Origin of the sequence: uncultured Chitinophaga sp. (assembly GCF_902168175.1) — a bacterium.
GTDB lineage: Bacteria > Bacteroidota > Bacteroidia > Chitinophagales > Chitinophagaceae > Chitinophaga.
Map to the genome: position 1 here is coordinate 20053 of NZ_CABHOU010000069.1, position 19597 is coordinate 39649.

Consider the following 19597-nt stretch of genomic DNA (forward strand, 5'->3'; position numbering starts at 1 on the left):
GCGTCAACTTTCGTACAACATGATGATTAAACGACTTATCTGTATTTTACTTATTTCATATATAGCTCCAAAGGCTTACAGCCAGCGGATAACGCCGGCTAATGTCAAGCTGTTGGCGGAAAAAGAAGATTCACTTCGTCATGTGGCAGCGCAAATCATTTTTGCGCAGGAACAGGATAAACGCGAAGCAGCCTGCGACCAGTTTATTCCCGGACTGGTTCAGGCACTAAAAACACCCGGCTCGTTCTTCTATCCTTTCGATTCGTTGCGTACCGTGTCAATCAAATACCCTACAGACAGTAGTTTCCGCATCTTTACCTGGGCCTTTCAACGCGACGACCGATCGTTTCGCCACTACGGTGCCATCCAGATGAAAACGGCGGATAACACGCTGAAGCTGTTCCCGCTTTTCGATAATTCCGACTACATCAACAACCAGGACACCATTACCAGTGCTAAAGCCTGGATCGGTTGCCTGTATTACAATATCGTGCAGCTTCGCTACTTTAACAAGGAGTACTATACCCTTTTCGGTTGGGATGGCAACAACTTCCGCAGCCAGAAGAAACTGATCGAGATGCTCAGTTTCGAGAACGGTCAGCCCGTATTTGGCGCTCCTATGTTCAGTTTTGCTGAAGATACCGTGCGCAAACCTACCAAGAACCGCTTCATCATTGAGTACAAACAGGATGTGAACGTTTCGCTGAACTATAACCAGGAAATGCAGATGGTGGTATATGATCACCTCATTTCCGAAACCAATGAGCCCGGCAAACCCGCCACCTACGTGCCCGACATGGATTACGAGGGCTTTAAATGGAACGCGGGCAAATGGGTACACATCGAAAAAATCTTCCACGACGCCCTCAAACCAGGCCAGGTGCCGGTAGGCAATCCGCTCGACCAACGCAAAAAAGACCTGAAGAACATCAGGACTGACGAGGAAGTGGAAGCCGAAAGACAGGCCGCTACTCCTGCTAAAAAGAAGAAAAAAGGTTAGGGACCATCCACATATTTCTATTCAGCCGCCGTTGTGTCACTCCCTTCAGCGGCTGAATCATTTATGGGCATTTTTACACTATTGTCGCAAATACACCCGCGCATACTAAAACATGCCTGACCGTCCGCTCACCGTCCGCTCATCCTCCGCTCAGGTGCCGCTCAGGTTATATCCACGTTACATCTATCCTCCATCTTAGTACCTACATAAGTAGTGGGCCATCGTGTCATTTGCAGTGCGCGATTATTCACGCGATGTACCTGCTATTACGGCGGTGTATACACCGTACCGTAAACCTAAAGACCACTCCCTTCATCGGCCGAATCATTTATGGGCGTTTAACACTATTGTCGCAAACACACCCGCGAGCTCTAAAACATGCCTAACCGTCCGCTCACCCTCCGCTTATCCTCCGCTTCATCCTGCTTTCTGGTTGCTTCCAGGTAGCGCTACCAGGCCTTCGATATAACGTACTCCTCACAATAAAATGATTGTCAGCGATCGAAGAACGACTACAACGCACCATCAGATTATTGTACGTCATCCATCAATCGCAACGCGACGTAAATCCCTACTGATCATAGTAGGCTCTATTATGTGATAATGTGGGAATCCTACCTCATTCATGGTAAAACCAGTACTGAAATGCCCATCGCGGCGAGCGTATATAACCATCCGCATGATAAACGGCCAGACTAATACTACATTACCGCCTCTCTCCACACTCCACCTAACTCTCTACACTCCATCCTAACTCCAGGGCATGACGATAACATACTATCACTATCGTCGAGGCGAGAACCGTAAGCCATAAAAAAAGCCGGCTGCTCACGCAGCCGGCTCTATCAATACAATCTACTCTTTAGAACAATTCGCCCTGTACCTGCCCGTCTTCTTCTTCCTCTTCCTCATCTTCAGAAAGCAGCTCAGCGCTTATAAAGTCGTCGCCTGCAATGCGGGTACCCACTGTTTTCCAGCCGGTTACTTCAAGGTATTCGTGTAAGGATACCTCTTCCTCCTCAGGATCACGTTTCTTGCCGGTTTTCAGTAATACCACCGGCTCGGCCTGCGTGGTTACCAGTTCCAGGTAGTTTTTAGATCCTTCTTTGATGAAAGAAAACTTGTTGTTCATCGTTAACGTTTCGATCTTAAAACGTTTGGCGTTGAATTGTTTTTTATCAGCATCGAAGTAAATCGCGGATACTATTTTCTCCGGGTTAAACTTCTCAATATATACTGCTTCTTCGGGATCGTAGCGGTTCGTAAGCTCGAAGTTGGTAAGCTCGTAGGTACCGTTCTTGTAGAAAACAATGATCTTATCATCATTTCCGAAGCTGCCTACGTATACACCGCGGCTATCGGAGTTCAAACGGCCAATGGCATCATCGTACCATATCTTGATACCGGCCAGTGTGGATACGCCTTTCTCCTTGAACTTAACGCTGCGCACGGGATACTTCGTTACCTGGTTCCCCATCGAGCTACGGCCTTTAATGGCAATCGTTTCGAAATACAGGTCCAGCTCCTTTATACGGGCGGCTGAGTTAGGGCTCAGTTTTACTGACACCACTTCGGCTTCGCCGTTGGCGTTGGCAGTAAAGTATATCACTTTCGAGTTCTTCTCCCCTTTCGTCAGATCGTATTCCTTATCGCGGGTAATACCGGTTACGTTAAAACGTTTAGCGTAACTAATACCAGTTTTGGCATCGGCATATACCATGTTGTAGGTCATGCGTTCGTCGTTCTTACGGAACACGTCCACATGGATAATATCCTTACCTACAAAGGTTTTGTCGGCTACCTTGGTCACCAGCATTTTACCATCGCGGCGGAAAACGATGATATTATCGATATCAGAGCAATCGGCTACAAACTCGTCTTTTTTCAGTGAGGTGCCTATGAAACCATCTTCTCTGTTTACGTAGATTTTGGTATTGGCAATCGCCACCTGCTGCACCTGGATGGTATCGAAGGTTTTGATCTCCGTTCTGCGTTCCCTGCCCTTACCGTATTTCTTCAACAGGGTTTCGTAATATGAAACGGTGTAGTCTGTAAGGTTGGCCAGGTTGTGTTTTACCTCTTTAATTTCTGCTTCAATACCTTTGATCTGTTCGTTCAGTTCATTGATGTCAAGGCGGTAAATACGGCGTACGGGCTTCTCAGTCAGTTTCAGGATGTCTTCGCGGGCGATGTCGCGCTTCAGGTTCTTTTTATAAGGACCGAAACCTTTATCTATCGCTACTATTACGGCTTCCCAATCTTTATGTTTCTGCTCTAGCTCCTTATAAATGCCCTTCTCAAAGAAGATTTTTTCCAGCGAGGTATAGTGCCATTTATCTTCCAGTTCAGCGAGCTTAATTTCCAGTTCCCGTTTCAGGAGTCCTTTGGTAAACTCGGCCGATTCACGCAGCAGGTCGGACGCGCTGATAAACTTAGGCTTATCCTCTACGATCACACAGGCGTTGGGAGAAATAGATATCTCGCAGTCGGTAAACGCGTACAGCGCATCGATAGTGATATCGGGAGAAATGCCGGGTGCCAGTTGCACCTCTATTTCCACATCTTTCGCCGTATTATCAATTACTTTTTTGATCTTGATCTTACCGTTATCGTTCGCTTTTACGATCGACTCCATCAGACCGGTAGTGGTAATGCCGTGCGGCACGTCTTTCACCAGCAGGGTCTTTTTATCTTTCTCCTCGATATGCGCACGAACGCGTACTTTACCACCACGACGGCCATCGTTGTAGTTCGCTACGTCGATCATGCCACCTGTAAGGAAGTCAGGAAAAAGTTCGAACTTTTTACCGCGCAGGTATTTGATCGAAGCGTCGATAAGTTCGCAGAAGTTGTGCGGCAGAATTTTAGTAGAAAGACCTACTGCGATCCCTTCCGCTCCCTGTGCCAGCAGCAATGGGAACTTCATAGGCAGGAACAACGGCTCGTTCTTACGGCCGTCGTAACTCAACTGCCACTGCGTTGTTTTAGGGTTATAAGCAATGTCCAGCGCAAATTTCGAAGGACGCGCCTCTATATAACGGGCTGCCGCGGCGGAGTCACCCGTGCGGATGTCGCCCCAGTTGCCCTGTGTATCGATCAGTAGTTCTTTTTGTCCCATGTTTACCATCGCATCGGTGATGGAGGCATCGCCGTGGGGATGGTATTGCATGGTTTGCCCGATGATGTTGGCTACCTTATTATAGCGGCCATCATCCATTTCTTTCATGGCGTGCAGAATGCGCCGTTGTACCGGCTTCAGTCCGTCTTCTATACTGGGTACCGCCCTTTCCAGGATCACGTACGAGGCATAATCCAGGAACCAGTTTTCATACATCCCACCAACGTGTATCACATTGTGCAATGAGTCGTCTGATTGTACTTTATCTTCCATGATAGTTAAATTAAATAGTCTTTATCCTTTCTTCAAAATCCTTACGCCATATCCTTACCGAATCTTTTTGCACGTCTTCCAGTGAGTTCATTTCCATGAACGAACAATCGGTAACGGCTTCCAGTTCGTGCCAAACCAATACGGGAACTTCAATCCTGGCGGGGGCTGTAACCAGTAGTGTACGTATTTCCCGCTCATTCAGTCCGCAATAGTGAATATTGGCCTTGCCATTCAGCAGAAACAATACTTCCGGATTCTTATTAGCGCTTTTACCCTCATGGTAATGCTGCCCGCTGGTAGATCCTGCCTTGCGGGTACAGATCATAAATTTGCCGGTGCGCTCGCATTCCCAGTTATAGTTTTCGCCCCGGTCGTCGGCGCCGGTAAGTTCCAGCGCGGATACTTTAATATCAACCATTTTCTGCGGGGTTAGTGGTTTCTTCAAACTCAAGTTCGCCGCTAGGTATCTTCACATCAAAATCCTTCATCGTTTTCAGTTCGCCACGTGCCTGCAGTTTATCCTGTTTAACCAGTTCTTTCAAGCGCCAGCAAAGGAACTGGTCCATCACCGGGTATTTGAATTTGCCCGTAACTGCCGATATCACTTTTGATGCTTTCTGGAACTCTTTGGTAGCCTGCGCCGCCAGTTCTTTATCGTAAAAATCAGTTGCTTCTCCCCTTATCTTTTTGCCACCTTCGAGCAAACGAAGACCGGCATTCTCGTTCATCAATCTCCTCCATTCGTCGCCATCCAGTTCAAATTCGGCAGTAGATACTGCGCGTACCAGCTTCTTCGCCTTCAGGAATTCTTTTGCCAGTATCTGGCTAAGGTGAGTGGGATAAAATACGCCGCCTTTTTCATTCAGGAAAGGCAGGTTGTTGAGGTACAACAGGTGAATTCTGCCAGCGAAACGCTCCAACTGACTGATCAGCCAGTAATAGCCGCAAACGTCCGTAGCATTCTGTCCTGCCCAAATCCAGATTTCCAGTTCTTCCTCCTCGCGTAACCGGCCCTTTATTTCCTTCAAAGGATCTGGCTCTGGTGCAGCTTCCACCACCGGCGCCTCCGGGTCAATTACTGGGACCGGTACGTCCAGTATCTGGTTCCACCACTGCTTACGTGCAGCGCGCCCCTCCGGTGTATCGAGTATAAAAAGAGGGCCTACGGAAAGATCGTCCTCAAAACAAAGCAGCTCGCCCTGCAGCAGAGGGTCCAGTTCAAAGGCCGCTTTTAAGCTGGCGGCGGATGATTGCCCGAATACTATATGTAATACCACTATTAAATACGATTTATGCTTCTTCTATAAGGTCTTTTTCATAACGCAGGTTCCCGATAATGAACTCCTGCCTGTCCTGGGTATTTTTGCCCATGTAATATTCCAACAGCTTCTGAACATGCGTATCGGTGCTTAGGATAATCGGCTCCTTTTTCATGTTCTCATTAATAAACATCCCAAACTCTTCGGGCGATATTTCTCCCAGGCCTTTAAAACGCGTGATCTCTGGTTTGTTACCCAGTTTCTTCACGGCCTTCTGTTTTTCCTCTTCGGAATAACAGTAAATGGTTTCCTGTTTATTACGTACACGGAACAAAGGAGTTTCCAGTACATATACGTGCCCGTTCTTTACCAGGTCGGGGAAAAATTGCAGGAAGAAAGTGAGCAGCAATAAACGGATGTGCATGCCATCCACATCAGCATCGGTAGCTATCACAATGTTATTGTAACGCAGTCCGTCCAGACCGTCTTCTATATTCAGTGCGTGTTGCAGCAGGTTGAACTCTTCGTTTTCGTACACTATCTTTTTAGTCAGACCGAAGCTGTTCAGAGGTTTACCACGAAGACTAAACACAGCCTGGGTTTCCACGTTGCGGGATTTGGTGATGGAACCACTGGCAGAGTCCCCCTCGGTAATAAAGATCGTCGTATCCAGGCGTTTAGCTTCTACTTCCGCTTTCTCTTTTCCGGAAGCGTCTTCATTCATATGGAAACGGCAGTCGCGCAGCTTTTTATTATGAAGATTCGCTTTCTTGGCACGTTCGTTCGCCAGCTTTTTAATACCTGCCAGCTCCTTACGTTCTCTTTCACTCTGCTCGATCCTTTTTTTCATAGCCTCGGCTATGGCAGTGTTTTTATGCAGGAAATCGTCGAGCTGTTTAGACAGAAACTCCAGTACAAACGCCTTCATGGAAGGGCCGCCCTCGAACACTACCAGTGACCCCAGTTTGGTTTTGGTTTGTGATTCGAATACCGGCTCCTGAACACGTACGGATATCGCCGCACAAACAGAAGCGCGAATGTCCGTAGCATCATAATCCTTCTTGTAAAAGTCCCTGATCGTTTTCACAAAAGCCTCGCGGAAGGCAGCCAGGTGTGTACCACCCTGGGTAGTATGCTGGCCGTTCACGAAGGAATAATATTCCTCGCCGTAAGAGTTTTCGTGGGTGATGGCCACTTCTATATCCTCTCCTTTAAGATGGATGATAGGGTAACGCAGGTCTTCCGCATTGGTTTTACGTTGCAGCAGGTCCAGCAGGCCGTTTTTAGAGAAGTATTTTTTCCCGTTGAAGTTCATGGTTAAACCGGCGTTGAGGAAGCAGTAGTTCCACATCTGGTTTTCCAGGAATTCGGGAATATAATGATAGTTCTTAAATACAGTTTCGTCCGGGGTAAAGGTTACAAAGGTGCCGTTAGGCTCTGTGGTAGTAGTTTCCTTGTGTTCTTTGATCAGGTTACCGCGATCAAACTCCGCTACCTTCATTTTGCCATCTCTTACAGATTGCACTTTAAAGTAGCTGGAAAGGGCGTTCACCGCTTTGGTACCCACACCATTGAGGCCCACCGACTTCTGGAAGGCACGGCTATCGTATTTGGCGCCGGTGTTAATCTTACTTACCACATCTACCACCTTACCCAATGGAATTCCACGACCGAAGTCGCGCACGGTAACAGTGTGCTCGGTAACTTTAATTTCTACCTGTTTGCCAAAACCCATCGTGTGCTCATCTATACAGTTATCTACCACCTCTTTAAGCAGGATGTAAATACCATCGTCCATACTGGAACCATCGCCCAGTTTACCAATGTACATGCCCGGGCGCAACCTGATGTGCTCGCGCCAGTCGAGCGATCGTATCGAGTCTTCCGTATAGGCGGCAAATAAATCCTTGTTATCCGTTGCCATATTACTGCGTTTATTTCTTTTTCCTGTTTGTTGAACATGAAGGGGTTACAAAGTCAACAACCTGCTTCCCGATCATCAAATATATGCCAAATACTAAATCTTTTAGCAAAATCCGGTTAATGGCAAAAATAAAGGATTACCCGAATATCCAAAGTAGAATTTATGCACTATACTTAGAATGTTGAAAATTAAATAATTGCGGCCATACTTCCCCATCTTCCCAAATAATTCGTTTTCGTACCCGTACAATCTAAACATTACAACCGCTATCTGCCGCCCGCTCCTGTTAATTAATCGTAATATAACTAATCGTGCCGCAATTGGCGAAAATGAACCCTTCCGACCTCATTATAACACGTTTGTGTAGAACTTACGTCTTTTACTAATTTTCCATTCAAAAATTAGTTTATATGATTAAAATATCTAAATTTACAGTATTGAACTTCTAACAACAGAAAAAACCTTATTCTATGAAGCTATTATTTTTCACACTGGTGTTCTCGGTTCTGATGATCGCATTATTGGTAACTTATATTGTAAAAAGAGAACAGGCATCTATGTACAAATTCAAAGACTTGTTCATCCGCCTTATGCAGAAATTTGATGCATGGCAGATGATGCGCTAATACTGAGTGCGTTACGCACGAACTTCCTTTAGTTAATTTATCCATATCCTATAAATCCCTATACCTATGAAAACCGGCTTACTATTCAAACTGGCTTGCCTTTGCATTGCCTCTATCGTGCTGATGGCTCATTTTATGAAGAAGTATGTTCAACAACTTCGTCACAAACCTAAATTTGCACGATAGCGAACGATCTTTACCTACTTATCCTTTTATTTGCGAAACAGGTATTAAACTGTTTGGAAGGGAATTATCAGGACGATAATTCCCTTTTTTCGTTTCTTTGACAGTATTAATCTGTACGCATGAAGCTGATTTTCACGTTACTGCTTACCGGGCTGGCGCTTTCAGGTCGCGGCCAGGCTAAAAACCTGCAATACCAACGCATTACGGATACGGCAGATCATTATAGTGTGATGATACCACAGGGCTGGCGTTACCTGACTACTCCTGAACATGGCAACCTGGAAGCCTGGAGGCCGGATGACCCTGCAATACCGGAAATAGGCCAGGAAGTAGCGAACCTGGTTATAATGAACTTGAGTTTCAGCCTGCCTGAACTCGTCAAAACCGAGCTTGAACAACAACTAAAAACGAATGGAGCTGTCGTTATAGACTCTGCCACCAGCAATCTGGGCGGCGGGCGAAAGGTATTCATCGGATTGTTTCATTACAAACTACCCGACAACGGCAAAGCCTGGCAGTCTACGGTGGTACTGAGAATACCCGAACCAGGCCGCTGCTTTTTGTTCGAGGGCTCCGGCCCGCAAACTAATCCCTACCTGCTTTCGGTATTTAAAACGATGGGCCTGTCTATCGTGACGGACGAGGAAATGCAAAAAGCTAAAGGGGCGTACAGCCGCTAAAAGAGTTTGATCAATAAAAAAAGGGAGAAGATCTTACGGCCTTCTCCCTTCACTATTTTAAGGCATTCCTACCTGTTAAAATACTTGTTCACCGCATCTGTACGGCTACGTACATGCAACTTCTCATAAATATTATGTACGTGCCTGCGCACGGTTTCAATACTGATAAACAGATTGCTGGCTATCTCCTTGTACAGGAAGCCCTTCGACAACTGGTCGAGTATCTCTTTTTCCCTGGAAGTTAAAGCCTCCAGCGCCGGGTTGGGCTTGGCCTGCTTCTGGAAATAAGCTACTACCCTTCTTGCGATCTGTGAACTCATGGGCGAACCACCGTCATGCAAATCACGAATGGCATCCAGCAACTCACCTGGGGAGGTTTTCTTCAAAATATAACCACTGGCACCTGCTTCCAGGGCCATGAATATCTTGTCGTCGTCCTCATAAACCGTCAGCATCATAAACTGCATGTCGGGAAATTCGGCTTTGAGGCGGGCTATGCACTCAATGCCATTCATACCGGGAAGATTAAAATCCATCAGCACCACGTTGGGCAACAACTGAGGAACACGCTCCAATGCCATCTCAGCATTGTTAAACGCACCTATGCACGCATATCCTTCAGAACCATTGATTAACAACTCCATGGCATTCCGGATATCATGATTATCTTCTACGATAGCTACAGAAATGATATCCATGCTATTTGGGTTCTTTTTTTTCGAATATACCATCTTTAGGATTTAACAGGAATAACACGTAAATGTTATTACAAACAAATTTATATTAATTTAATGGTATATCTAACAAAACTGTTGTTCCATTTTGAGAAAATATTTCTGCCTGGCCTCCAACAACTTCCATCCTTTTCTGTATGTTTTTGAGTCCGTTGCCGAACAGGCGTACCTTTTCGGGATCAAATCCTTGTCCGTTATCCTTAATCCTGATGGTCATATTTTTTTGCACATTTATCTCAATCGTCACTTCTGTCGCCTTCGCATGCTTTAAAATATTATGTAACGACTCCTTCACTGCCAGGTAAATATTACGCCTGGTGCCACCGCTAAGCTTGATATTAGGAATGTTTTCTGAAATGACGAAGTGGTGTTCGATGTGCGCATGCTCCAGGAAATCGGCCGCAAAACTACGCATATAGGCTATCAGGTTGGCCAGCGAGTCGTTCGATGAGTTCATCGCCCAAATAATCTCACTCATTTTATCGACCAGCTCTCCTGCCGCCTCTGATATACGTTCTATCTCTTTGGTCTGACCGCTGTCTTTAATCTTACGCTTTGCTATTTCGCTCAACAACCGGATGGTCGACAAGCCCGACCCCAGATCGTCATGCATATCGCTGGAAATACGTGCGCGCTCCTGGTCTACTGCCTGCTCTTTCTCCAGCTTCAGCTTTTCGTTGCGGATTTTATATTCGAGGTAAAGGGCTGAGAGGTAATAGGCACCGCCTAATACCAGTAACAGCAGCAGGAAACGGAACCAGAGCGACTGCCAGAAAGGTATTTTTATATAGATATCGAGCGTTGTGGGCACTTCGTTCCAGATGCCGTCGTTATTACAGGCTTTTACTTTAAACACGTAACTGCCCGGTGCCAGATTGGTGTAACGCGCCATTTTCTGGTCGCCCGCATCCAGCCAGTCTTCGTCGGCTCCTTCCATCATATACTTCACCTTGTTTTTAAGCGGGTTGGTATATTCCAGCGGCACGTACTCTATGGCGATGGTATTCTGGTTGTAGGCCAGGCTTACTTTTTTGAGCAGGGAAATATTTGTATCGGAAGCATATGGCTTATCTAATACCTCGAGGCGGCGGATCACCACTCTCGATTTGTATTTATTATTAGTGAAGTTCCGTGGATAAAACCCGGTAACGCCGCGAATACCACCAAAAAACAGTTCTCCATCCACCGACTTGTAATAAGCACCGGTGTTAAACTCGTTCGACTGCAGGCCATCTTCATGATTAAACACCATAATTGTGTCTTTAGCTGCGGGATTAATCTGGAACAGGCCCCTGTTGCTGCTCACCCATATGCGGTCTTTATCGTCCAGCAACACGCCATACATGTAGTCGTTCACAATATCGGGGTGGTCGTAACTATTGTAATGTTTGATGGGATTATGTTTCGCATCAAACATGAACAGGCCTTTGTTTGTGGCCAGCATCAACTGTTTGTGCGCGTTTTTATTAATGGATTTCACCTCTGTACCGGTCGGCAGCGGGATGTTGGTCCAGTTGTTATTATCAGGTGTTTTAAAAAAGATATTGGCCTTGGTGCCCACGTAGATGGTGCCATAAAAATCTTCAAAGAAAGAAGTGAGATTTTCACCGGGAAAACGGTGTACGATGGCAGCTTTGTAGTCTTTATCCGTTTCTTTGAACATCAGCAAATACTCGCCCCAGTTAAAATATACTTCCCCGGTAGGCCGCTTACTCACAAATGGAAAGATATCGCGCTGCGGCGGAATACCCAGGGCGGTTACTTTAGCCGTAAGATCTCTGAACTGCTCGGTTTCCACATCAAACAAACCTATTGCATTTCTGAAATGGAACCAGAGTTTTTCATAGTTCTCCCTTGTTATAGCATGCAGATCGGCAGCCGGAAATTTACCCGGTGTTTCGCTATTAGAAATACGTTTTAAGAACTTCCCTCCTTTTTCAAATATATCGAGCCCATCCTGGAACAGGCCTACGTACAACCGCCCATCTTCATGCTTATAAATAGCCTTGGCCATGTTATGGGTGAGGTAAGGCGAACGATATAAACTGAACACCTTTTTATGCGGACTGTATTTCTTCACACCATCGCCGTCGGTACCAATCCACATATTATCCGCACCATCGCGGTAGAGGCTGAACACGTAGTTGAAGGAATGTGTTTCGAAAGTATTGAAGCTAACAATGTGTTTAACAACCTGGTTGGTGGAAATATCATAAATCAATACGCCATTGCTGCCACCAATCCACGCATTTTGCTGGTTATCTACCTCCAGCACTGTGGGTGAAAAGGGAATGCCGTACAGGTTATGTGCATCGTACACCAGGTCGGTGTACTTGTTTGTTTTTTTATTGTAAACAGTAATGTGCCCGTTGCTTACTATCAGTAAAGAGTCGGGATTCAATACCTTCAGCACTGGTTTGGAGGTAATCGTAGGAATGCAGTAGGTAGCGAAGCGCGCGGTAGCAATGTCCATACAAAGTAACTCGCCGGGCACAAAGTTGAGCCATACCTTATTGCCATCTTTAAAAGCGGCCTGTGGCACCATTTTTTTCTTCTGATACTCGGGCGGGTATAAGATCAGCTTTTGCGTTTCATAACTCTTATTGTCAAGCAGATACAAGCCTTTCAGGGGTCGCCATACGTACAGGCTGGCCGAATCTTCACCAAGGATGTTAAACTTGGGGCCGAAGTCGCGCTCTTCTTCATTAACATAGCTGGTATCTTCAAAAACGTTGCGGAAAGTATTCCGGTAACGATCGAACAAACTGATGCCGTTATTGTGTGAAACCAGCAACTGACTACGATTACCCCGGTAAAACGCATAATTGCGGGTACCGGCGATACCAAAGATATTAATGGCAGACCGGCCTTTGCCCGCCGCACCGTACACCAGGTTGCCTGTCCGCCTGGGCACATCGCTTTTGAGGGTTGGATTTGAACGGTATTCATTAAACACGTAACCGTCGAACTGATTCACGGCATCGCCTGTGGAAAACCAGATAAATCCGCCCTGGTCCTGCATAATGCTGTAAATGGTGTTTTGAGAAAGTCCGTCGTTTACGCTGTAGCCATCGAATATATAGGTCTTTTCCTGTGCAGACGCGAACAGGCACGTGGTCATGAACCACAGAAACAATAATTTGCCTATCGGTGTTGGGTTTTGCACTATGGAATAACAGGTTAGGTAGATTGCAAATATATAAATCTGTGCTACACTTTCGAATGTTTTTGTATTTTTCTTATCGCTAACAGTAGAAAACTTATGAAACCGGTCATCCCTTACTTCTTTTTTTTGATGTTGTTGTGTGTACTGAGGTCGGAAGCGCAACAGTCTGATTATAGTATCGTTCCCCTCGTCAAAGCCCCTATCAGCAGCATACGCGGCCTGAGCGTGGTAAGCGATTCGGTGTTGTGGGTATCGGGCACGCAGGGTATGGTGGGCCGCAGTGTGGATGGCGGTAAAGAGTGGAAATGGATGAAAATAACCGGCTGTGACTCCTGCGACTGGCGCGATATAGAGGCGTTCAGCGCCAACAGGGCGGTTATTATCAACGCTGGTGAACCCACTCATATTTTTCTTACTAAAGATGGGGGTACTACCTGGCAAAAAGTATATTTCAACAACACAAAAGGTATTTTTTATGATGGAATGGACTTCTGGAACGACCAGGAAGGCATAGCCGTAGGCGATCCGCTGGGAGGCGTATTTAGCCTGCTGAAAACCAGCAATGGTGGCGAAAGCTGGCAGCCATTCCCCATTAACCCCCCACCCGTAACTGAAGGAGAAGCCAGTTTTGCGGCGAGTGGCACAACTATACGCAGCCTGGGCGGCAAATCCTTCGTCTTTGTGTCTGGCGGAGCTGCCTCGCGACTCTTTTCCTTTAATGGCACCAGCTGGAAGGTACACAACACCCCGCTTATACAAGGTGAAAGCAGCACGGGCGCGTTCTCCATCGCCTTTTCCAACGACCGAAGAGGTATAGCCGTTGGCGGCGACTATCGCCGCGATACCCTGCGTACTAATAATTGTTTTATGACTAAAGATGGTGGCGCTACCTGGGAAGCTCCATCCACGCCCCCACTCGGTTTCCGATCGTCGGTAGAATACATCCGGCCGCAATTACTGATCGCTACCGGCACCTCCGGCACCGATATTTCCGAAAACGGTGGCATACATTGGCACAATATTTCCAGGGAGGGCTACCATGTAGTGCGAAAAGCGAAGAGAGGAGAAAAAGTGTTTCTTGCAGGGGGGAATGGCCGGATAGCAGTATTATTGTCAAAAGAACAATAAAACTGAAGGGGCCGACCGCGGACAGCACCCGCCTTCGACGAAGTACGGTACAATAGTGTAAAGCAAAAATCACATTAATATGAAGTTAAATTTTATAAGTAATAATTCTTGCAGAAACCTCGCCAATACCGTATTTTAGATTAAGAACGATCGCTAATTGCGGTCTTGTTACCGGCAAATCAAGGTTGCGACACAGATTTTTTATTAATTTAGCCCGTAATATGTATCATTAAGATGCCGGGACTTTAGAAAATGTGAATTATGCAAATTACTACCTCATCAGGTAAATACTCCGTTAAACACTACCCAGACGTAATTAAGTCGTGGAAAAAAGAAGGCAATTATTTCTATTTCTATACCACAGAAACTATCCTTGAAGTAAGAGTAGTTTCCGATAAGATCATCCGCTTCCGGTACGCAGCCGACGGTAAGTTCCAGCGCGACTTTTCATACGGTGTTACGGAAAAAATGGAAGAGTCGCCGGTAGACTTCGGCGTCAGGGAGTGGGAAGAAACTTTCGAAATATATACCTCCGCAGTAAGAATATTCATAGCGCGCGATAACCTGCGCATCACCATTACCGACCTCGAAGGCCGTATCATTAACCAGGATGAAATGGGCTTTCACTGGCAGCATTATCTCAAAAAGGGCGGTAAAATCATTTATAGCACAAAACTGATCCAGGAAGGCGAATGCTTTTATGGACTGGGAGATAAACCTACAGAACTCAACCTTCGTGGCAAACGCCTCGAAAACTATGGTACCGATGCTTACGGTTATCTCAAAGATACCGATCCGCTTTACCGCAATATTCCCTTCTACTACGGCCTGCACCATGGCATTGGTTACGGAATATTCTTCGATAATACTTTCCGCACGCTGTTCGACTTTGGCAAAGAACGTGAAGATGTGATGAGCTTCTGGGCCAGGGGCGGTGAAATGAACTACTACTTTATTTATGGGCCAGAACTGATGCAGGTAGCCGAAGCTTATACCCGCATTACCGGTTCTGCCGAACTGCCACCACTATGGGCCCTGGGTTATCATCAGTGCCGCTGGAGCTACTATCCGGACACAAAAGTGAAGGAAATAGCCGCAGAGTTCCGTAAACGTCAGATCCCCTGCGATGCGCTTTACCTTGATATCGACTACATGGAAGGCTTCCGTTGCTTCACCTGGAGCAAGGAAGGTTTCCCCGAACCCGAAAAGTTCATCAAAGGACTGGCCGACGATGGGTATAAGATGGTGGTAATCATCGACCCCGGTATTAAATCTGATCCCGATTACGAAGTATATCAGGAACTGATTAAGAACGATTTTGCCTGTAAACGTGCCGACGGCGCTCCTATGGAAGGCGACGTATGGCCGGGTAAATGTGTATTCCCCGATTTTACCGATCCCAAGGTACGCGACTGGTGGGCAGGACTGTTCCGCGGCCTCACCGAAGCCGGTGTGCGCGGGGTTTGGAATGATATGAACGAACCTGCCGTATTCGAGATCGGCTCGTTCCCCGAGGATGTGAGGCACGATTACGACGGCGAGGACGTGAGCCACCGTAAAGCGCATAACATTTACGGTCACCTGATGAGTAAAGCCACCGCTGCAGGTCTTAAAAAACACCTGATGCCGCGCAGGCCATTCGTGATCACCCGTTCTGCCTACTCCGGCGCACAACGCTGGAGTTCTGTCTGGACCGGCGATAACTGCTCTACCTGGGAACATCTGTGGCTGGCTTCTGTACAATGCCAGCGCCTGGCGGTTTCGGGCCTCTCCTTCGCTGGTAGCGATATCGGTGGTTTCATTGGCGAGCCCGACGGGGAATTGTACACCCGCTGGATACAACTTGCCGCCTTCCACCCGCTGATGCGTACCCATAGTGCCAGCAACGAAACTAACTTCGACCAGGACCCATGGAGTTTTGGCGAAGAGTACGAAGCAATCGTAAAAAAGTTTATACAGCTGCGTTATAGCCTGCTGCCTTACTTATACACCACCTTCTGGCAATATGCCGCGTATGGCACGCCTATGCTGCGTCCCCTAGCGTTTATCTCTCAAAAAGATGTAAACACGCATAACCGCAACCACGAGTTCATGATGGGCGATTCGTTACTCATCAGCCATGTGCATGAAGCTGGTTTAAAGGAAAAAGAAGTCTATTTACCCGAGGGCAAGTGGTACTACTATTTTTCCGATACCCTTTTCGAAGGCAAACAACTCATCACCGTCGAAACGCCTATCGAAGAAATGCCGCTGTTCGTTAAAGCCGGCGCTGTAATTCCTCACTACCCTGCCCTGCAGTACGTTGGCGAAAAAGAAATCGAAGAGATGATCCTGCATGTGTACTTCGGCGAAGAGGTAACGCACAGCATACTGTATGAAGATGCAGGCGATCATTATGGTTACAAAAATGGCCAGTATAACCTCGTACGTTTCAAACAGGGATCGGACGCAAAACAGTTCCGCCTTAAAAAGAAATTCGTAGGCCGTTATAATGCCAGCTACCGCAACCACCATGTATTTATACATGGCCTGCCTTTTACTGCCAAAGAATGTATTATAGATGGCGTTAGTCGCCCGCTGAAAGCTGCAGACTTGAAGAACGGTGTGGTAGAACTCTTACTGGACAGGAAGTTTGAAGAAATACTGATTAAATAATACGATAGCTATCTCCGCGATTATATTCGGGTGCCACATGGCACCCGAACTTATTTATACCATCACTCATCAAATAATATTTTGCCTTTTTCCTATTTCTGTTATATTTGTCTATAAAACCTGTAGACTAATGGAACTAAACCTGCTCGCCTTTGCGATCATAGGCTTTCTGCTATTCATGGGCATCGAATACTTGCTCGCTAAAAAAACCGGGAAGAACTATTTCCAGTTCGCTGAATCAATTGCCAATATTAATGTTGGCATTGCAGAACGGTTGCTGGACGTATTTATCACGGGGCTCTTTTACTTCTTCTTTGACTACATTTATCAACACTTTGCGATATGGCATATTAAACCGCACTGGACCACCTGGGTAGCACTTTTTCTTTTTACAGATTTCATCTGGTATTGGTACCACCGCCTGGCACACGAAGTAAATATTTTGTGGGCGGCGCATGTAGTGCATCACCAGAGTGAGGACTTTAACTACACTGTGTCTGCACGCATTACCGTGTTCCAGGCTATTGCCCGTTCCTTATTTTGGGCGGTGTTGCCACTTATCGGTTTTTCGCCGGCAATGATCACATCGTTATTGCTCGTACATGGCCTCTACCCTTTCTTCATCCACACGCAAACCATTGGTAAACTTGGCATCTTCGAGTACTTCATGGTAACGCCATCGCATCATCGTGTACACCATTCTTCCAACGAAGAGTACCTCGATAAAAACTATGGTGATGTGTTGATTATATGGGACAAACTGTTCGGTACCTTCGTGAAGGAAAAAGACGGTGTGGCCTGTGTATTCGGACTTACTACGCCCTTAAAAAGCTACAGCTTCCTGTGGCAGCAATTCCATTTCGCACTGGAATTGTTTACGGCCTTTCGCCGTACGAAAGGGTTTAAAGGCAAATGGAAAGTAGTGTTCGGCAAGCCCGACGATATCGATGGCAACATACGGCCGGAGCTGGAAAAGAAATGGCTGTTCGCACCCGCAAAAGCCAAGAACACAAAGTTCCAGCGCATATATATCGTAGCACAAACCACTATCAGCCTGGTACTGCTGTTCTTTACACTGCTGTTCGAGAAAATTATCCCAAACGGATTAGCTGCATTGTCGGTATTATTCATCCTGTTAAGCCTCGTTAACACGGGTGCTATACTGGAACAGCGCAAATGGATTTTTTATATTGAATACATCCGCATGATGGTGATATTGGTTACGTTCATCTTCTACTTCCCGCATCTGTATGCAATTGGAACAATATTTTTCGCGGTGCTGCTGGTTACGTTATATTTCCGTACGCTGCAGCAACGCTTCGACCGCGTACTGTTTCAGCGGGCCAACAGCTAATATGACGGAAACAGAAAAGGAAGTCTCATCACGGGACTTCCTTTTTCTATATGGATTATTTTAGTGTATTATGCGCCTACTTCTTTAGGCACGGTAGCAGGCCAGCTTATCAGGAAGTTTGTGCCTTCGCCGACAGTACTGCTAATCTGGAGGTCGCCCCCCAATAATTCGATCTTACGTTTTGCAATAGCCAGTCCAAATCCGCTGCCACCGAACTTCCGGCATACATCCCGGTCGCCCTGGTCAAACGGGCGGAATAAAGAAGGTATTTTATCCATAGAAATACCGGCACTCTGGTCGCATATCTGTATAAACAACTTGCCTGCATTCATGAAGCCCCTTACTCTTACACTTTTACGAGCCTCCGTAAACTTAACCGCGCTGGACAACACATGGCCAATTACTTCGGTAAGCACCTGCTTGTCCGTAATCACTGCACTGGGGAAACGCGGGTCCATCTCTTTCAGTATTTCGATGTCCTGCAATTTTGCTTCATTACTAAACTGATAAACGGTGTTTTCGAGCCAGGCTTTTAACTCGAAGGGATGCAGATTTAATGTCGTTTGTTTCCCCTCTTCAATTTCCGACAACTGGCGCACGTTTTCGATCAGTGCTTTTAGCTGTGCGCTGTTCTTTTGTATGCTGCGTAACTGGTGTCCGCTTATTCGTCCGCCGGAGGCCGGGTTGGCGAGTTCGCTGGTCATTTCCAGTATAGCGTTTAACGGAGCGCTTAGTTCGTTACTCAGTTCACTGATGAATATTGTTTTCGACTGGTTGGCACGGTCCAGCTCCGCCGTTCGTATCCTTACATCTTCCTGCAGCTTTTCACCATGTACCTGTAGTTGCTTTTTCTGGCGCTGGTTCTCATCCCTGCTTTTACGCAAAGTATTATTACGATTGCGCAGGGTGATCAGCAAATCTTCTACGCTCTTCTGGTACTGGAATATGACGATAAAGTTAAGTACTACCACTATGGGGATAATCAGGCGGCGGTAGGAGGTAACAATATTACCCGCCAGTTCGGCCCGAAGACCAAAGAAACCAGCATTCTTTTCATAGGCTATCTCCAGCACGATCAGGCAAAACAATGGCGCTATGGGCGCCAGCCAGCGGCTTAGTTTAGTATGAGGTTTGCTTACCAGCAATATCAGGGTCATAATAAACACGGCCAGCACCTGCGCATCGGCCTCCTGGCCTAATATACTGCCATAATACAGCATAATGCCCAGGAAAATACTCATGAGTAACATTCTCGCAAAAAGATATTTCCCTTTGCTATTGATATATATAACGGTAAAAAACAAGGGAGAACAGCATAGTGCGGGTATGAGTATAACAAGCCGTGGAAATATGAGGTAAAATGTTACACCATAAATAGCGACCAGTATACCGGTAACCAAGGCCATAATATTGACCACACGTACCCGTCTGGCATCTTCTTTACTAAATGTATTAAGTATACCCTTGTTAAAAATGTCTTCGATTTTTTTTCCA

General features: G+C 46.4%; 13 protein-coding genes. 6 read left to right on the top strand and 7 right to left on the bottom strand.

Translation table 11 applies throughout. The features are described from left to right. The first annotated feature begins 19 nt into the window (after positions 1–19). A complete protein-coding gene (locus QZT80_RS14335; RefSeq protein ID WP_295123060.1) occupies positions 20–1000 on the top strand; it encodes a hypothetical protein in 981 nt (326 codons plus the stop codon). 862 nt (positions 1001–1862) lie between these two features. Here the strand turns inward: QZT80_RS14335 and QZT80_RS14340 are convergent. The 4 genes from QZT80_RS14340 to QZT80_RS14355 are packed head-to-tail and all read right to left on the bottom strand — an operon-like array spanning position 1863 to position 7574. Continuing rightward, entirely contained in the window at positions 1863–4391 is a 2529-nt protein-coding gene (locus QZT80_RS14340; RefSeq protein ID WP_295123062.1) for a DNA gyrase/topoisomerase IV subunit A, read from the bottom strand. Between the two features lie 10 nt (positions 4392–4401). Next, positions 4402–4809 carry a hypothetical protein gene (locus QZT80_RS14345; protein WP_295123064.1) on the bottom strand — a complete coding sequence of 136 codons (408 nt, stop codon included), beginning with the start codon at positions 4807–4809 and terminating at the stop codon, positions 4402–4404. Then, positions 4802–5668: a DUF1835 domain-containing protein gene (locus QZT80_RS14350; protein WP_295123068.1), complete on the bottom strand. Its 867-nt coding sequence runs from the start codon at positions 5666–5668 to the stop codon at positions 4802–4804. The genes QZT80_RS14345 and QZT80_RS14350 overlap by 8 nt, the downstream gene beginning before the upstream one ends. A 13-nt stretch (positions 5669–5681) precedes the next feature. Further along, positions 5682–7574, bottom strand: coding sequence for a DNA topoisomerase IV subunit B (locus tag QZT80_RS14355; protein WP_295123070.1), 1893 nt, complete (start codon positions 7572–7574; stop codon positions 5682–5684). A gap of 470 nt (positions 7575–8044) precedes the next feature. On the opposite strand from QZT80_RS14355, the gene QZT80_RS14360 reads away from it, so the two are divergent. After that, positions 8045–8200 (top strand): hypothetical protein, encoded by a 156-nt coding sequence (locus QZT80_RS14360; RefSeq protein ID WP_295123073.1) that lies wholly within the window; start codon positions 8045–8047, stop codon positions 8198–8200. 305 nt (positions 8201–8505) lie between these two features. Beyond that, entirely contained in the window at positions 8506–9066 is a 561-nt protein-coding gene (locus QZT80_RS14365; RefSeq protein WP_295123076.1) for a hypothetical protein, read from the top strand. A gap of 68 nt (positions 9067–9134) precedes the next feature. Here QZT80_RS14365 and QZT80_RS14370 read toward each other — a convergent pair whose 3' ends face one another. Further along, the gene (locus QZT80_RS14370; protein WP_295123079.1) at positions 9135–9797 is read right to left on the bottom strand and encodes a response regulator transcription factor; all 663 of its coding nucleotides are present in this window, start codon (positions 9795–9797) and stop codon (positions 9135–9137) included. A 52-nt stretch (positions 9798–9849) separates the two neighbouring features. Then, positions 9850–12921, bottom strand: a complete 3072-nt coding sequence (locus QZT80_RS14375) for a sensor histidine kinase (protein ID WP_295123082.1) — start codon at positions 12919–12921, stop codon at positions 9850–9852. 141 nt (positions 12922–13062) lie between these two features. Between QZT80_RS14375 and QZT80_RS14380 the strand changes: the two genes are divergently transcribed. The 3 genes from QZT80_RS14380 to QZT80_RS14390 all read left to right on the top strand — a co-directional run bounded on the left by QZT80_RS14380 (position 13063) and on the right by QZT80_RS14390 (position 18103). Continuing rightward, a complete protein-coding gene (locus tag QZT80_RS14380) occupies positions 13063–14094 on the top strand; it encodes an oxidoreductase (RefSeq protein ID WP_295123085.1) in 1032 nt (343 codons plus the stop codon). Positions 14095–14355: 261 nt separating this feature from the next. After that, positions 14356–16749: a glycoside hydrolase family 31 protein gene (locus tag QZT80_RS14385; RefSeq protein ID WP_295123088.1), complete on the top strand. Its 2394-nt coding sequence runs from the start codon at positions 14356–14358 to the stop codon at positions 16747–16749. 130 nt (positions 16750–16879) lie between these two features. Then, the gene (locus QZT80_RS14390) at positions 16880–18103 is read left to right on the top strand and encodes a sterol desaturase family protein (protein ID WP_295123091.1); all 1224 of its coding nucleotides are present in this window, start codon (positions 16880–16882) and stop codon (positions 18101–18103) included. Positions 18104–18171: 68 nt separating this feature from the next. Here the strand turns inward: QZT80_RS14390 and QZT80_RS14395 are convergent, their stop codons facing one another. Next, positions 18172–19344, bottom strand: a complete 1173-nt coding sequence (locus tag QZT80_RS14395; RefSeq protein WP_295123094.1) for a HAMP domain-containing sensor histidine kinase — start codon at positions 19342–19344, stop codon at positions 18172–18174. Positions 19345–19597 lie beyond the last annotated feature (253 nt).

Coding starts and splice junctions, on each gene's coding strand:
- QZT80_RS14345 (WP_295123064.1), bottom strand. CDS start 4,809: ATGGTTGATATTAAAGTATCCGCGCTGGAACTTACCGGCGCCGACGAC.
- QZT80_RS14395 (WP_295123094.1), bottom strand. CDS start 19,344: ATGAGTATTTTCCTGGGCATTATGCTGTATTATGGCAGTATATTAGGC.
- QZT80_RS14375 (WP_295123082.1), bottom strand. CDS start 12,921: ATGACCACGTGCCTGTTCGCGTCTGCACAGGAAAAGACCTATATATTC.
- QZT80_RS14355 (WP_295123070.1), bottom strand. CDS start 7,574: ATGGCAACGGATAACAAGGATTTATTTGCCGCCTATACGGAAGACTCG.
- QZT80_RS14335 (WP_295123060.1), top strand. CDS start 20: ATGATGATTAAACGACTTATCTGTATTTTACTTATTTCATATATAGCT.
- QZT80_RS14340 (WP_295123062.1), bottom strand. CDS start 4,391: ATGGAAGATAAAGTACAATCAGACGACTCATTGCACAATGTGATACAC.
- QZT80_RS14360 (WP_295123073.1), top strand. CDS start 8,045: ATGAAGCTATTATTTTTCACACTGGTGTTCTCGGTTCTGATGATCGCA.
- QZT80_RS14365 (WP_295123076.1), top strand. CDS start 8,506: ATGAAGCTGATTTTCACGTTACTGCTTACCGGGCTGGCGCTTTCAGGT.
- QZT80_RS14380 (WP_295123085.1), top strand. CDS start 13,063: ATGAAACCGGTCATCCCTTACTTCTTTTTTTTGATGTTGTTGTGTGTA.
- QZT80_RS14390 (WP_295123091.1), top strand. CDS start 16,880: ATGGAACTAAACCTGCTCGCCTTTGCGATCATAGGCTTTCTGCTATTC.
- QZT80_RS14385 (WP_295123088.1), top strand. CDS start 14,356: ATGCAAATTACTACCTCATCAGGTAAATACTCCGTTAAACACTACCCA.
- QZT80_RS14370 (WP_295123079.1), bottom strand. CDS start 9,797: ATGGTATATTCGAAAAAAAAGAACCCAAATAGCATGGATATCATTTCT.